Below are 15,661 nucleotides of genomic sequence, written 5' to 3' on the forward strand. Positions count from 1 at the left end.
TAAGTTAAGCGTGAGAAGACGTGTCAGCGTCCGCCGGACACGTCGAGAATGGCTGAGGTGACGTAGGAGGCATCGTCCGACATCAGCCAGACGATGGCGTTGGCGATTTCCTCGGCGGTGCCGACGCGCTTCATCGGCACCATATGGGCCAGACGATGGGCGCGGTCGGGCTCGCCGCCTGAGGCGTGGATGTCGGTGTCGATCAGACCGGGGCGGATGCCCGCGACGCGGATGCCTTCGCCGGCGACCTCATAGCCGAGGCCGATGGTGAAGGAATCGATCGCGCCCTTGGAGGCGGCATAGTCGACATAGGTGTTGGGCGAGCCGAGCTTGGCAGCGACCGACGACAGGTTGACGATCACGCCGCCCTTGCCACCATGCTTGGTCGACATCCGCTTCACCGCCTCGCGCGCGCAGAGGATCGAGCCGGTGACGTTCACCGCCATCACACGTTGGATGCGCTCGGCCGACATTTCGTCGACACGCACGCCACTCTTGCCGACAATACCGCCATTGTTGACGAGGGCGCCCAACGTGCCGAACTGATCGGCGGCCTTGAACAGCGCGAGAATATCGCTTTCCTCGGCGACATCGCATTTCACCGCGATCGCCTTGCCGTTGCTGGCCTCGATCCGGGCCACGACCTCGTCCGCGGCCTGCTTATTGCTGGCATAGCCAACGACGACGCGAAAGCCGCGCGCCGCCGCAGCGATCGCAGTCGCCCGCCCGATGCCGCGGCTACCGCCGGTGATGATCGCAACCTTATCCGTCACATTCGCCTCCATCTTTGCACATACGCCGTCGCCTGCGCAGGCGACGGCGCATTCAAGGCATCAGGAATCAGAGGTCCAGTACCAGGCGTGCCGGATCTTCCAGGCTCTCCTTGACGCGAACCAGGAAGGTGACGGCTTCCTTGCCGTCGATCACGCGGTGATCGTAGGACAGCGCCAGATACATCATCGGGCGGACCTCGATCTTGCCGCCGACGACCATCGGCCGCTCCTGAATCTTGTGCATGCCGAGGATGCCGGATTGCGGTGCGTTCAGGATCGGCGTCGACATCAGCGAACCGTAGATGCCACCATTGGTGATGGTGAAGGTGCCGCCCTGCATCTCGTCGATCTTGAGCTGGCCGTCGCGGGCGCGGCGGCCGTAATCGGCGATGCTCTTCTCGATGTCGGAGATCGACTTGTGGTCGCAGTCGCGCACCACGGGCACGACGAGACCCTTGTCGGTGCCGACGGCGACGCCGATGTGGTAGTAGTTCTTGTAGATCAGGTCGCTTCCGTCGATCTCGGCGTTGACGGCCGGAATGTCCTTCAGGGCCTGCACGACGGCCTTGGTGAAGAAGCCCATGAAGCCGAGCTTGGCACCGTGCTTCTTCTCGAACGCGTCCTTGTAGTGTGCACGCAGCGCCATGACGTTGGTCATGTCGACCTCGTTGAAGGTCGTGAGCATGGCGGCCGTGTTCTGCACGTCCTTCAGGCGGCGCGCGATGGTCTGGCGCAGCCGGGTCATCTTGACGCGCTCTTCGCGGGCGGCGTCATCGGCCGGCGACGGTGCGCGCACCTGGACGGCGGCGGCCGGCTGGTTGACCGGGGTCGGCGCGGAAGCTGCACGCTCGATTGCGGCAAGCATGTCGCCCTTGGTAACGCGGCCGTCCTTGCCGGAGCCCGGAACGGTCGAGGCGTCGATACCGGTCTCGGCAGAGAGCTTGCGCACGGACGGCGCGAGTGGGGCATCGGCCGGCGGCGCCTTGGGCGCGCTTGGGGCCGGCGCAGCAGCAGGCGCCGCCGCGGCGGCCGCCGCAGCAGCCGCGGGCTTGGCGGGCGCGGCTGCCGGCTTCGCGGCGCCGGCACCGTCGGTGATTTGTCCGAGCAGCGCGCCGACCGCAACGGTAGCGCCATCAGCGGCGATGATCTCGCTCAGCGTGCCGGCGGACGGCGCGGGGACTTCGATGGTGACCTTGTCGGTCTCGAGCTCCACCAAGGGCTCGTCGACGGCGACGGGATCGCCGGCCTTCTTGAACCAGCGGCCGATGGTGGCCTCGGTGACGGATTCGCCGAGCGTCGGCACACGAATTTCAGTCATGGTCTTTTCCTTAAGGAGATCGCCAATGCGGTCGTGAATTTGAGATGTCATCACCCGCGAAAAGCGGGCGATCCAGCAAACCGGACGTTCGCATCGACGACGGACGCCACGGCGTACTGGATGCCCCGCTTGCGCGGGGCATGACTCAGTTCGAAAAAGCTCAGCTCAATGCTTCATCCAGGAACGCCTTCAACTGCGCCTGATGCTTCGACATCAGGCCAGTGGCGGTCGCGGCGGAGGCGGCGCGGCCGACATAGCGCGGACGCCGGCTCACCCCGTTCACCTGGTTCAGCACCCATTCCAGATAAGGCTCGATGAAGTGCCACGCACCCATGTTGCGCGGCTCCTCCTGGCACCAGATCACTTCCGCCTTCTTGAAACGCGACAGCTCGACCACCAGCGCCTTCAGCGGCACCGGGTAAAGCTGCTCGACGCGCATCAGGTAGATGTCGTCGATGCCACGCTTCTCGCGCTCCTCGTAGAGGTCGTAATAGACCTTGCCGGAGCAGAGCACGATGCGGCGGATCTTCTCGTCCGGAACGAGCTTGATCGCCTCGTTCGGCAGCATCTGGGCGTCATCATAAAGGATGCGGTGGAAGCTCGTTCCCTTCGCGAGTTCCTCGAGCCGCGAGGTCGCACGCTTGTGACGCAGCAGCGACTTCGGCGTCATCAGGATCAGGGGCTTGCGGATCTCGCGATGGAGCTGGCGCCGCAGCACGTGGAAGTAGTTCGCCGGCGTCGTCGGATAGACCACCTGCATGTTGTCTTCGGCGCACATTTGCAAGTAACGCTCGAGACGCGCCGAGGAGTGCTCGGGGCCCTGGCCCTCATAGCCGTGCGGCAGCATGCAGACGAGGCCGGACATGCGCAGCCATTTGCGTTCGCCGGAGGAGATGAACTGGTCGAACACAACCTGCGCGCCATTGGCGAAGTCGCCGAACTGCGCTTCCCACAGCGTCAGCGTATTCGGCTCGGCCAGCGAATAGCCGTATTCGAAGCCGAGCACCGCCTCTTCCGAGAGCAGCGAGTTGATGACCTCGTAATGGCCCTGGTCAGTGCCGAGATGGTTGAACGGCGTGTAGCGGCTCTCGTCCTCCTGGTCGATCAGGACCGAATGGCGCTGCGAGAAAGTGCCGCGCTCGGAGTCCTGTCCGGACAAGCGCACGTGGTGGTTTTCCAGCAGCAGCGAGCAGAAGGCCAGGGCCTCGCCGGTCGCCCAGTCGATGCCGTTGCCTCCGTCGATCGCCTTCGAGCGGTTCTCGAGAAAGCGCTGGATGGTGCGGTGAACGCGGAAGCCGTCGGGAACCTTGGTGATCTTGCGGCCGATGTCCTTCAGGACGGACAGATCAACGCCGGTGACGCCGCGACGCGCATCCTCTTCCTGGTCGGCGATCTTGAAGCCCGCCCACTTGCCGTCGAGCCAGTCGGCCTTGTTCGGCTTGTAGCTGGTGCCGGCCTCGAACTCGGCATCGAGCCGCGCGCGCCAGTCGGCCTTGGCCTTGTCGACCTCGCCCTCGGTGATCACGCCTTCGCTGATAAGGCGGCGGGCGTAGAGCTCGAGCGTCGAGGGATGCGCTGCGATCCTCTTGTACATTACCGGCTGGGTGAAGGCCGGCTCGTCACCCTCGTTGTGACCATGCCTGCGGTAACAGAACATGTCGATGACGACGGGCTTGTGGAACTTCTGCCGGAACTCGGTCGCGACCTTGGCTGCGAACACGACGGCTTCCGGATCGTCGCCGTTCACGTGGAAGATCGGCGCGTCGATCATCTTCGCCACATCCGACGGATAGGGCGAGGAGCGCGAGTAACGCGGATAGGTGGTGAAGCCGATCTGGTTGTTGACGATGAAGTGCACGGAGCCGCCGGTGCGGTAGCCCTTCAGATCCGACAGGCCGAAGCACTCCGCGACCACGCCCTGGCCCGCGAACGCCGCGTCGCCGTGCATCAGAAGCGGCATCACCGAGATGCGCATGTCCGGCGGATCGCCGTGCTGGTCCTGCTTGGCGCGGACCTTGCCGAGTACGACGGGGTCGACGATCTCGAGGTGCGAGGGGTTCGCAGTCAGCGACAGATGGATGCGGTTGCCGTCGAATTCGCGGTCCGAGGACGCACCGAGGTGATATTTGACGTCGCCGGAGCCTTCGACGTCTTCGGGGTTGGCCGAACCACCCTTGAACTCGTGGAACAGGGCGCGGTGCGGCTTGGCCATCACCTGGGTGAGCACGTTGAGGCGGCCGCGATGCGGCATGCCCAGCACGATCTCCTTCACGCCGAGATTGCCGCCGCGCTTGATGATCTGCTCGAGCGCGGGGATCAGCGACTCACCGCCGTCCAGGCCGAAACGCTTGGTGCCGGTGAACTTGGTGTCGCAGAATTTCTCGAAGCCTTCGGTTTCGATCAGCTTCATCAGGATGGCGCGACGACCCTCGCGGGTGAACGAGATCTCCTTGTCCGGCCCCTCGATGCGCTCCTGGATCCAGGCCTTCTGCGCGGCATTGCTGATATGCATGAACTCGACGCCGAGCGTCTGGCAGTAGGTGCGCTCGCAGATCGCGACGATCTCGCGCAAGCTGCCGTACTCGAGGCCGAGCACGTGATCGAGGAAGATCTTGCGGTCGAAGTCGGCTTCGCTGAAGCCGTAGGTGCGCGGGTCGAGCTCTTCGCGGTTGCGCGGCGCCTCGATGCCCAGCGGATCGAGCTTGGCGTGGAAGTGGCCGCGCATGCGATAGGCGCGGATCAGCATCAAGGCGCGGACGGAGTCGCGCGTCGCCTGAAGCACGTCGGCTGAAGAGATGTCCGCGCCCTTGGCCTGCGCCTTGGCGGCGATCTTGCCGCCGACCGCCTTCTCGACTTCCACCCAGTTGCCGTCCAGCGCGGAAGTGAGGTCGTCCTGCGGCGTCAGCGGCCAGTTGGCGCGCTCCCAGGACGGGCCTTCGGCGTTCTTGCGGACGTCGTCGGGCTGGTCCTTCAGGCTCTTGAAGAACTCTTGCCACTCGGCGTCGACCGAGGATGGGTCCTTCTCGTAGCGGGCGTAGATTTCGTCGATGTAGCTGGCGTTGGTGCCCTGCAAAAATGATGACAGGGCAAAGGCTGCGTTCGCGTCCTGGCGAGACATACTTGAGTTCCTGGCGATTTCGGTTCGCGCATAACAAACGGCGCTGGCGCCGAGCTCCCCGGCAGGGGCTCGACGCGACAGGCACCGTTTATCCTATTTGCTACGAAACTTCGCCCGGAAAAGTACGAAGAACTGAATTAGCTTTTCAACTTTTCGGCAAGCGTATGACCGAGGCGGGCGGGGGACGGAGAGACCGTGATTCCGGCCGATTTCATTGCTTCGGTCTTGGAATTGGCGTCGCCCTTGCCGCCGGAGATGATCGCGCCGGCGTGGCCCATACGGCGGCCGGGAGGTGCGGTGACACCAGCAATGAAGCCGACCATCGGCTTCTTGCGACCGCGCTTAGCCTCGTCCTTGATGAACTGAGCGGCGTCCTCCTCGGCGGAACCGCCAATCTCGCCGATCATGATGATCGATTCGGTCTTGGGGTCGGCGAGCAGCATCTCCAGCACGTCGATGAACTCGGTGCCCTTGACCGGGTCGCCGCCGATGCCGACTGCGGTGGTCTGGCCGAGGCCTTCCTGCGAGGTCTGGAACACCGCCTCATAGGTCAGCGTGCCGGAGCGCGAGACGATGCCGACGCTGCCGGTCTTGAAGATGTTGGCCGGCATGATGCCGATCTTGCACTCGCCGGCGGTCATGACACCCGGGCAGTTGGGCCCGATCAGGCGCGACTTGGAACCGGCGAGCGAGCGCTTCACGCGCACCATGTCGACGACCGGAATGCCTTCGGTGATGCATACGATCAAGGGGATCTCGGCATCGATGGCTTCGCAGATCGCGTCGGCTGCGCCCGGCGGCGGCACGTAGATCACGGACGCATCCGCGCCCGTCTTCTCACGTGCCTCGCGCACGGTGTCGAACACCGGCAGACCCAGATGCGTCGAGCCGCCTTTGCCAGGCGAGGTGCCGCCGACCATCTTGGTGCCATAGGCGAGCGCAGCTTCGGAATGGAAGGTGCCGTTCTTGCCGGTGAAGCCCTGGCAGATGACCTTGGTGTTCTTGTCGATCAGGATGGACATGAGGTCTGCTTTCGCGAAACTAACAGTGAGAGGTCAGTGGATGCGACGATAGACGCCGGTGAGCACGTCGGCCCAACCTTCCGCGTCCGGCGAGAACTGGATCTTCAATGCGTAGGAATTGTCGTCGATGATCTCGTAGACGTGGCGCGCATTGCCGCGCAGCGAGCCGCGCACCAGCGTCAGGGTCTTGCCGACCCACCCGCCGGAGGCGGGCGAGGGCGGCGTGTAGCCAAGCGAGTCGTACCAGAACAATTTGTAGGTCCGGTCGTCGCGGTCGTATGTGAAGATGCCGTGGGTGGCGAAGATCTCCTTGCCGTCGCGCATCTGGACGCCGTCCTGGATCAGATAGAAGCCGTTGAGATCCATGCGCGCCACGGTGCGCGAGGTAGCCGGCCCGCCGGCAGTCCAGCGCGACGGGTAGACCATCTCCTCGCCATTCCATTCGCCGGCGAACGCGGCAAGGCGTGCGTGCTCCGGCAACGGGGATGATGCGGCGAGATGGTCTTGGGTCATGGCCTTAGCCTCCCTTGACGGCCTTCACGATCTTCTGCGCGGCGTCGTCGAGATTGTCGGCCGGCACCACGTTCAGGCCGGATTCACGGATGATCTTCTTGCCCAGTTCGACGTTCGTGCCTTCGAGACGAACCACCAGCGGCACGCTGAGGCCGACCTCGCGCACGGCGGCCGTGACGCCCTCGGCGATCACGTCGCACTTCATGATACCACCGAAAATGTTGACCAGAATGCCCTTCACGTTCGGATCGGCGGTGATGATCTTGAAGGCGGCCGCGACCTTCTCCTTGCTGGCGCTGCCGCCGACGTCGAGGAAGTTCGCCGGCGCCATGCCGTAGAGCTTGATGATGTCCATGGTCGCCATGGCGAGGCCGGCGCCGTTGACCATGCAGCCGATGTTGCCGTCGAGCGCGACGTAGTTGAGGTCGTATTTGGAGGCCTCGATTTCCTTGGCGTCCTCCTCGGTCTCGTCGCGCAGCGCGAGCACCTCGGGATGACGGAACAGCGCGTTGTCGTCGAACGACACCTTGGCGTCGAGCACGCGGAGCTGGCCCTGCTTGGTCACGACCAGCGGGTTGATCTCCAGCATCGACATGTCCTTGGCGACGAAGGCCGCGTAGAGCTGCGCGGTGAGCTTCTCGGCCTGCTTGGCGAGATCGCCGGACAGCTTCAGCGCCTTTGCAACGGTGCGGCCATGATGGCCCATGATGCCGGTCGCCGGATCGACCGAGAAGGTGACGATCTTCTCGGGCGTATTGTGCGCGACGTCCTCGATGTTGACGCCACCCTCGGTCGACACCACGAACGAAACGCGCGAGGTCTCACGGTCGACCAGGATCGAGAGGTAGAATTCCTTGTCGATGTCCGAGCCGTCCTCGATGTAGAGGCGGTTGACCTGCTTGCCGGCGGGGCCGGTCTGCACGGTCACGAGCGTCGCGCCCAGCATCTGCTTGGCGAACTCGGCGACCTCGGCGGTCGACTTGGCGATGCGGACGCCGCCCTTGTCGCCGGCGGAGGCTTCCTTGAACTTGCCCTTGCCGCGGCCGCCGGCGTGGATCTGGCTCTTCACCACCCAGACCGGGCCCGGCAGGGTCTTGGCCGCGCCTTCCGCGTCGGCGGCCTTCAGGACCGGTACGCCCTTGGAGATCGGCACGCCGAACTCGTTCAGCAGCGCTTTGGCCTGGTACTCATGAATATTCATATCGTCGCTCCCTGAACCCGCGGGCGGTGACCCCATGGCCCCACCTCAGTCTTGTGGCTGGCATACCATATACCACAGGAACTGCAACCCGGATTCTTCAATCCGTTCGAGATCTCTGGACTACCGGATCCGGAACCCGCCGGCGGCTGCCGCCGGGGCCCGGAAAATGAAACCGCCGAAGACCGGCTTTTCGATCTTCGGCGGGGATTGTCGCGTTTAGCGGCCGAGAAGATCGGGCGCGATCTTCTTGCAGGCGTCGACAAGACCCTGCACCGCGCCGACCGACTTGTCGAAGGCCTCGCGGTCCTTGCCGCCGAGCTCGATCTCGACGACGCGCTCGACGCCCTTGGAGCCGATGACGACGGGCACGCCGACATACATGTCCTTCACGCCGTATTCGCCGTTGAGGTAGGCGGCGCAAGGCAGCACGCGCTTCTTGTCCTTCAGGTAGCTTTCGGCCATCGCGATCGCCGAGGCCGCCGGCGCATAGAAGGCCGAGCCGGTCTTGAGCAGGTTGACGATCTCAGCGCCGCCGTTGCGCGTGCGGTCGACGATCTCGTCGAGGCGCGTCTGCGAGGTCCAGCCCATCTTGACGAGGTCGGGCAGCGGAATGCCGGCGACGGTGGAGTAGCGCACCAGCGGCACCATGGTGTCACCATGGCCGCCGAGCACGAAGGCGGTGACGTCCTCGACCGAGACGTTGAACTCATCCGCCAGGAAGTAGCGGAAGCGTGCCGAATCCAGCACGCCGGCCATGCCGACGACCTTCTTGTGCGGCAGGCCTGCGGCCTTCTGCAGCGCCCACACCATCGCGTCGAGCGGGTTGGTGATGCAGATGACGAAAGCGTCGGGGGCGTACTTCTTGATGCCGGCGCCGACCTGCTCCATGACCTTGAGGTTGATGGAGAGCAGGTCGTCGCGGCTCATGCCGGGCTTGCGCGGCACGCCGGCGGTGACGATGCAGACCTTGGCGTTGTCGAGCGCCTCGTAGGAGTTGGCGCCAGTGTAGTGCGCGTCGAAGCCGTCGACCGGCGAGGACTGTGCGATGTCGAGCGCCTTGCCCTGCGGCACGCCCTCGGCAATGTCGAACATCACCACGTCGCCCAGCTCTTTCAGGCCGATGAGATGAGCCAACGTTCCGCCGATCTGACCGGAGCCAATCAAAGCAATCTTGTCGCGCGCCATGTGAACCTGTCCTTTAGACATCCGAAGGAGGGGGAAAACTGAGACGGGTGGTTATCCCTTTCGCCTCCCCCGTTCAAGTCGCCGGATGCTCAATTGTCGGGCTTGCCGAGATTCCGGCCAGCACCCGTCATTCCGGGGGCGCCGCGAGCGACGAGACCGGAATCCATACTCCCGACAGTGGTTATGGATTTCGGGCTCGGAGCCTGTCATCGGGCCGCGCTTCGCGCGGACCCGTTGGTCGCGCCCCGGAATGACGGCGGTGGATGGTGAGATAGGACTTAAGTCTCCACCAGCCCCTTGGTGGAGCCGCTGGCGGCGGAATCCTTGCGGCCGTGAGGCAGCGCCAGATAGGATTCCGAACTCATTTCGATCAGGCGCGATGAGGTCCGCTTGAACTCGTTGGCCTCGTTGCCTTCGCTTGCGAGATAGAGCGACACCGGATTGGCTTCGGCCGAGGCCATCAGCTTCACGGCATTGTCATAGAGCGTATCGATCAGCGTGATGAAACGCTTGGCGGCGTTGCGGTGGGCAAAGTCCATCACTGGAATATGGTCGACCAGGATGGTGTGATAGTCGTGCGCGAGCCTTAGGTAGTCGGACGCGCCGAGCGGCTTCTCGCAGAGATCCGCGAACGAGAACCGCGCCACGCCGTGCGCCGAGCACGGCACGTGCAGGGTGCGGCCTTTGATCGAAATATCGTGCGACTTGCATTTGGCGCCGCCGGTCAATTTGATCCAGGCGCGATCCAGCGCCGCGTCGGCGTCGGCGTCCGCCGGCGTCAACCACATCGGCACGCCCTGGAGCTTCTCCAGCCGGAAATCGGTGCGCGCATCCAGCCGCAGCACGTCCATGTGATCGGTGATCTGCGCGATGAACGGCAGGAACAGCGCGCGGTTCAAGCCACCCTTGTAGAGATCGTCCGGCGCGACGTTGGAGGTCGCGACAACGACCGTGCCGAGCTCGAACAGCTTTGCGAACAGGCGGCCGAGGATCATCGCATCCGCGATGTCGGTGACGTGGAATTCGTCGAAGCAGAGCAGCCAGCTCTCCTCGAAGATCGCATTCGCCGTCAGCGCGATGACATCGGCATCCGCGATCTCGCCGCGCGCGATACTCTGGCGATAGTCGTAGATGCGCTCATGCACGTCGGCCATGAACTCGTGGAAATGCGCGCGCCGCTTGTGCTCGACCGAGGCGTGCTGGAAGAACAGATCCATCAGCATGGTCTTGCCGCGACCGACCTCGCCATGGACGTAGAGACCGCGCGGCGCCTCGTCCTTGTCGCCGTTTTTGAAGAGACGGCCGAGCAGGCCCTGCTTGCGCGGCGGCTTGTAGTTCGCAAGCCGCGCGTCGAGTGCCGCATAGGCCTCGGCGACCTCGGCCTGCGCCGCATCAGGTTCGATCTCGCCGGAAGCGATCTCGGCCTGGTATTCCGCGTGGAACGATGAATTTGTGGTGGAGAGCATGGCCCCTTACGGCCAGAGACGGCGGCAAATTGCAAGCCGAGAATTGGTGCGAGAGGTATGCGCTTTTTCTCCTCTCCCCGTTCTTGCGGGGAGAGGGAAGTGACCTATGCGCAAAGGTCGTAGGAATCCTCGACCACATACGGGCCGCCGCCGGTCGAAGCGCGCGAGGAGAACAGCACGAAGCGTTCGGCGGTGAAGACCTTGCTCGGGAAGTAGCCGCGCACCGAGAGATAGTCGGCGACATCCTGATTCGAGGCGTCGTGCAGCCGCGCCAGCGTGACATGCGGGATGAATTTGCGGCCCTCGGGATCGAGGCCGATCCGCTGCATCATCCGCTCGAGCTCGGCCTGCAGCTCGATTAACGGCCTGCTCGGCTCGATGGCCGCGACGACCGCGCGCGGCTTGCGGCCGCCGAAGCTCGTCAGTCCCTGCACCTTCACCTCGAATGGCTTGCGGTTGACGCGAAACAGCATCGAGGCGATCTCGTTTGCGGAGGCGCCGTCGATGTCGCCGATGAAGCGCAAGGTGACGTGATAATTTTCGGGATCGATCCAGCGTGCGCCGGGAAGGCCACCCCGCAAGTTGGAAAGCGTTTGGCCGACCTCGGCCGGGATTTCCAGACCCGTGAACAAACGCGGCATCGTTCATCTCCCGATGCTTGGGTACGGCCCCTGAGCAGGACCATATCCGAATTAGAGCCGGCGACGAATCACCGGTAACCTGATTCCTATCGCAGTTATGTGACTCTGCGAAGCTTGCTGCGCGCCACCCCGGGAAAACCCTGGGAATTAGGGTTGACGCTGCCTTCTTTTCAACGGCGTTGCTCGCTTATCGTGCCAAGGAATGCCTCCATGGTGGGCATGATGTTGTTGACGATGATGTCGACGCCGGCCGCCGTCGGATGAATGCCGTCGGCCTGGTTGAGCTTGGCGTCGGCCGCGACGCCGTCGAGAAAGAACGGATAGAGCGGCACGTCGAATTTTTTCGCCAGATCCGGATAAATCGAATTGAAGCGCGCGGCATAATCGGCGCCGTAATTCGGCGGCGCCAGCATGCCGCAGAGCATCACCGCGATCTTGCGCGCCTTCAACCGCGCAACGATATCGCTCAGCGCCGCCCGTGTCAGGTCCGGGTCTATGCCGCGCAGCGCGTCGTTTGCCCCGAGCTCGACGATCACGCCCTCGGTTCCATCGGGCACCGACCAGTCGAGCCGGTCGCGCCCTCCCGACGAGGTATCGCCGGACACCCCGGCATTCGTCATATCGACGGCTACGCCTTTGTCTTGCAAGGCTTTTTGGAGCCTTGCCGGGAACGCTTCCTGACCTGGAAGGCCAAGCCCCGCACTCAAGGAATCGCCGAGCACGACGAGCCTGATCGGCTTCGCCGCGGACTGCCCCTCGGCCACTGCCGGAGCCGCCGCCGTCATCAAAGCGAACATCAACACGGCTATGTGCATGAACAATCCGTAACGCCTCTCGACCGCGCCCGCGGAGTTGCCATATGACCGGACCATGGACAGTCGCATCGAATCCTCTTCGCTCACCGGCACCGTGCCGGACACCATCGCCATCTCCAACGTCAATCTCTCATTGGGTACGGGCGCGGCACGCGTTCACATCCTCAAGGACATCAGCCTGCGAGTCGCCTCGGGCGAGACGATCGGCCTGATCGGCCCGTCAGGCTCGGGCAAATCCACGCTGCTGATGGTGATGGCGGGGTTGGAGCGACCTGATAGTGGAGAGGTGGTGGTCAATGGCACGCCTTTCAATGCCCTCGATGAAGACGCGCTCGCCCGCTTCCGCGGTCGCCAGGTCGGCATCGTCTTCCAATCCTTTCACCTGATCCCGACAATGACCGCACTGGAGAACGTCGCCGTGCCGCTCGAGCTCGCCGGAAATCCGGATGCTGCGACACGCGCGGCACAAGAGCTGCAATCGGTCGGGCTCGGCGACCGCCTGCATCACTATCCGACGCAGCTCTCGGGCGGCGAGCAGCAGCGCGTCGCGCTCGCCCGGGCGCTGGCGCCCGATCCCGCGATCCTCGTTGCCGACGAGCCGACCGGCAATCTCGACGAGGCGACCGGAAAGCAGATCGTCGATCTGCTCTTCACCAAGCATGCCGAGCGCGGCATGACGCTGGTGCTGGTCACGCACGATTCCTCGCTCGCGCATCGCTGCGATCGCGTGATCCGTTTGCGCTCCGGGCGCATCGATACGCAGCATTCGCAAGCATGAGCGCTACAGCCGAATCGTTTGCGCGGGGCAGCGGCGCCGCGCTGTCGCTGCGCTACGCGCTGCGCGAATTGCGCGGGGGCCTGCGCGGCTTCTACGTCTTTATTGCCTGCATCGCCCTCGGCGTGATGGCGATCGCCGGCGTCGGCTCGGTTTCGGCAAGCCTCAGCGACGGTCTTGCCCGCGAGGGCCGCACGCTGCTCGGCGGCGACGCCTCCTTCGTGCTGTTTCAGCGCGAGGCCAAGCTAGACGAGGTCGCCTTCCTGCGCTCGCGCGGCACCGTCTCCATCGCGGCCACCCTGCGCGGCATGGCGCGCTCGGCTGACGGCAAGCTCGCGCTGGTCGAGATGAAGGCGGTCGACGACACCTATCCTATGCTCGGCCAGTTGACGCTGGCGCCGCAAATGGCGCTGCCCGATCTGCTCGCGGAGCGCGACGGCGCGTTTGGCGCGGCCGCAGATCCGACGCTGCTGGCGCGGCTCTCCCTGAAGACCGGCGACCGCGTCACCATTGGGGCATCGACCTTCCAGATCCGCAGCACGGTCGAGGCCGAGCCCGACAAGCTCGCCGGCGGCATCGGCTTCGGCCCGCGCTTCCTGATCAGCGAGGCGGCCTTGCGCGCCACCGGCCTGATCCAGCCCGGCAGCCTGGTGCGCTGGGTCTATCGGGTGAAGCTGCCTGACAATGCCAACAGCGAGCGCGCCACCGAGGCCTTCATAGACGAGGCGCGCAACGCAGCGCCGCAAGCCGGTTGGGAGATCCGCAGCCGCTCGAATGCCTCGCCGCAGCTCGAGCGCAACATCAACCGGTTCACGCAGTTCCTCACCCTGGTGGGCCTTGCCGCGCTGCTGGTCGGCGGCGTCGGCGTTGCCAATGCCGTGAAGAGCCATATCGACCGCAGGCTCGAGGTGATCGCCGCCTTCAAGGCCATCGGCGCGACGGGGCGCGACGTGTTCGGCATCTATCTCGTGCAGGTGATCCTGCTCGCCGGGATCGGCTCGGTGATCGGGCTTGCGCTGGGCGCTGCGATGCCCTTCGCCATCGTCGGCCTGTTCGGCAAGCTGCTGCCGCTGCCGGTAGTGCCGTCCGTGCATGCCGACGAGCTGGCGCTGTCGTTCGTCTATGGCCTCCTGACCGCGCTCGCCTTCGGCCTGTGGCCGCTCGGCCGTGTGCATGACGTGCCGGTCGCGGCACTGTTCCGCGACACCATCAGCGCCGAATGGCACCGGCCGCGCTGGCGCTATCTCGCCTTCATGAGCGCGGTGATCGCCCTGCTCGTCGCAGTCGTGATCGGCCTGTCCTTCGACAAGCGCATCGCCGCGGTGTTCGTGCTCTCCTCCGTTGTCGTGTTCGCGCTGCTCCGCGGCATCGCCGCCCTCTTGATGGCGATCGCGCGGCGATTGCCGCGCACGCGGCTGCCGATGCTGCGGCTTGCGATCGCCAACATCCACCGGCCGGGCGCGCTGACGCCCTCCGTGGTGCTGTCGCTGGGACTCGGGCTCGCCGTGCTCGTCACCATCACCCAGATCGACGGCAATCTGCGCCGGCAGTTCCTGGCGGCTTTGCCTGACCGTGCGCCATCGTTCTACTTCATCGACATCCCGAGCACGCAGGCTGCGCAATTCGACGACTATCTCCACCAGATCGTGCCGGGTGCGAGGATCGAGGACGTGCCGATGCTGCGCGGGCGCATCGTCGCCGCGCGCGGTGTCCGCGCCGAGGACCTGAAGCCCACGACCGATTCCGAATGGGTGCTGCAAAGCGACCGCGGCCTGACCTATACCGGCGAGCTGCCGAAGGGATCCAAGGTGGTCGAGGGCGAGTGGTGGGGCGCCGGCTATTCCGGACCGCCGCTGGTCTCGATGGAGAAGAAGATCGCCGACGGGCTGTCCTTGAAGATCGGCGATGAGGTCGTGGTCAACGTGCTCGGCCGCGACATCCCGGCCAGAATCAGCAATCTGCGCAACATCGACTGGCAGGGGCTCGGCATCAATTTCGTTCTCGTGTTCTCGCCGAACGCCTTCAAGGGCGCGCCGCATACCCATATCGCAACGCTGACGGAAACCGGAGGCGACGCGACCGGCGACGGCAAGATCATCAAGCAGGTTGCGGATGCCTATCCGATGGTGACGAGCGTGCGCGTGCGCGAGGTGATGGAGACGGTCGGCTCGGTCGTGACCAATCTCGCGCTGGCGATCCGCGGCGCCAGCGCCGTGACCCTGATCTCGGCGATCCTGGTCCTGGGCGGGGCGCTCGCCGCCGGCCACCGCCACCGCGTCTACGATGCGGTGATCCTGAAGACGCTGGGTGCGACGCGGCTGCGACTGCTCGGCGCCTATGCACTCGAATACCTGCTGATCGGGCTCGCCACCGCAGTGTTCGGCGTGATCGCCGGCAGCATCGCAGCCTGGATGATCGTGACGCGGCTGATGACGCTGAGCTTCGTCTGGCAGGCCGGCAGCGCCGCCGCTGTGGTCGCGGCCGCCCTCATTGTTACCGTCGGACTTGGGCTTGCCGGCACGCTGTTGGCGTTGAACAAAAAGCCCGCCACGGTGTTGCGGAATTTGTGACAAAATGTAGCGGGCGGCTGCGCGGTCGCCAAATCGCGCGAATCCCGCGATTAACCACGTCCGCTCGTCGGGATTGCGCGCCGAGGGCGACATTCAGCCGCGCGTGGACGGTTGCAGCGAATGTGTTAGTTTCCCACATATCCAACGGGTTCGGAGCCCCGATTGTTAGCCAAATTTAATGTCGGCAGGCATCGGTATCCGAGATAGAATTTGACGAACCGGCGGCATGGAAACCCTCGTGCCGGACCGGACAACCAACGGGAA

General features: G+C 64.6%; 12 protein-coding genes. 2 read left to right on the top strand and 10 right to left on the bottom strand.

What is annotated here, in order from left to right:
• Positions 1–23: 23 nt before the first annotated feature.
• From MTR72_RS12370 to MTR72_RS12415, 10 genes are all read right to left on the bottom strand, one after another.
• Positions 24–785: an SDR family oxidoreductase gene (locus MTR72_RS12370; RefSeq protein WP_445819576.1), complete on the bottom strand. Its 762-nt coding sequence runs from the start codon at positions 783–785 to the stop codon at positions 24–26.
• Between the two features lie 55 nt (positions 786–840).
• Positions 841–2,091 carry a 2-oxoglutarate dehydrogenase complex dihydrolipoyllysine-residue succinyltransferase gene (gene odhB / locus MTR72_RS12375; RefSeq protein WP_280967685.1) on the bottom strand — a complete coding sequence of 417 codons (1,251 nt, stop codon included), beginning with the start codon at positions 2,089–2,091 and terminating at the stop codon, positions 841–843.
• A gap of 160 nt (positions 2,092–2,251) precedes the next feature.
• A complete protein-coding gene (locus tag MTR72_RS12380; protein ID WP_280967684.1) occupies positions 2,252–5,209 on the bottom strand; it encodes a 2-oxoglutarate dehydrogenase E1 component in 2,958 nt (985 codons plus the stop codon).
• Positions 5,210–5,346: 137 nt separating this feature from the next.
• Entirely contained in the window at positions 5,347–6,231 is an 885-nt protein-coding gene (gene sucD / locus MTR72_RS12385; RefSeq protein ID WP_280967683.1) for a succinate--CoA ligase subunit alpha, read from the bottom strand.
• 33 nt (positions 6,232–6,264) lie between these two features.
• On the bottom strand, positions 6,265–6,744 hold the full coding sequence (locus MTR72_RS12390; RefSeq protein WP_280967682.1) for a DUF1579 family protein: 480 nt from the start codon (positions 6,742–6,744) through the stop codon (positions 6,265–6,267).
• A 4-nt stretch (positions 6,745–6,748) separates the two neighbouring features.
• Positions 6,749–7,945, bottom strand: coding sequence for an ADP-forming succinate--CoA ligase subunit beta (sucC, locus tag MTR72_RS12395; RefSeq protein ID WP_280967681.1), 1,197 nt, complete (start codon positions 7,943–7,945; stop codon positions 6,749–6,751).
• A gap of 216 nt (positions 7,946–8,161) precedes the next feature.
• On the bottom strand, positions 8,162–9,130 hold the full coding sequence (gene mdh / locus MTR72_RS12400; RefSeq protein ID WP_280967680.1) for a malate dehydrogenase: 969 nt from the start codon (positions 9,128–9,130) through the stop codon (positions 8,162–8,164).
• A 278-nt stretch (positions 9,131–9,408) separates the two neighbouring features.
• Complete coding sequence (zapE, locus tag MTR72_RS12405; protein WP_280967679.1) at positions 9,409–10,596, bottom strand: cell division protein ZapE; 1,188 nt, start codon at positions 10,594–10,596, stop codon at positions 9,409–9,411.
• 104 nt (positions 10,597–10,700) lie between these two features.
• Complete coding sequence (gene thpR, locus MTR72_RS12410) at positions 10,701–11,237, bottom strand: RNA 2',3'-cyclic phosphodiesterase (RefSeq protein ID WP_280967678.1); 537 nt, start codon at positions 11,235–11,237, stop codon at positions 10,701–10,703.
• A 170-nt stretch (positions 11,238–11,407) separates the two neighbouring features.
• Complete coding sequence (locus tag MTR72_RS12415) at positions 11,408–12,052, bottom strand: arylesterase (RefSeq protein WP_280971165.1); 645 nt, start codon at positions 12,050–12,052, stop codon at positions 11,408–11,410.
• A 55-nt stretch (positions 12,053–12,107) separates the two neighbouring features.
• Here MTR72_RS12415 and MTR72_RS12420 point away from each other — a divergent pair, with 55 nt between their 5' ends.
• Together MTR72_RS12420 and MTR72_RS12425 are read left to right on the top strand one after the other, a co-directional pair.
• Positions 12,108–12,830 carry an ABC transporter ATP-binding protein gene (locus tag MTR72_RS12420; RefSeq protein WP_280967677.1) on the top strand — a complete coding sequence of 241 codons (723 nt, stop codon included), beginning with the start codon at positions 12,108–12,110 and terminating at the stop codon, positions 12,828–12,830.
• Entirely contained in the window at positions 12,827–15,397 is a 2,571-nt protein-coding gene (locus MTR72_RS12425; protein ID WP_280967676.1) for an ABC transporter permease, read from the top strand. Before MTR72_RS12420 ends, MTR72_RS12425 begins: the two co-directional genes overlap by 4 nt.
• Positions 15,398–15,661: the final 264 nt, after the last annotated feature.

This window comes from Bradyrhizobium sp. ISRA442 (genome assembly GCF_038085055.1).
Classification (GTDB): domain Bacteria; phylum Pseudomonadota; class Alphaproteobacteria; order Rhizobiales; family Xanthobacteraceae; genus Bradyrhizobium.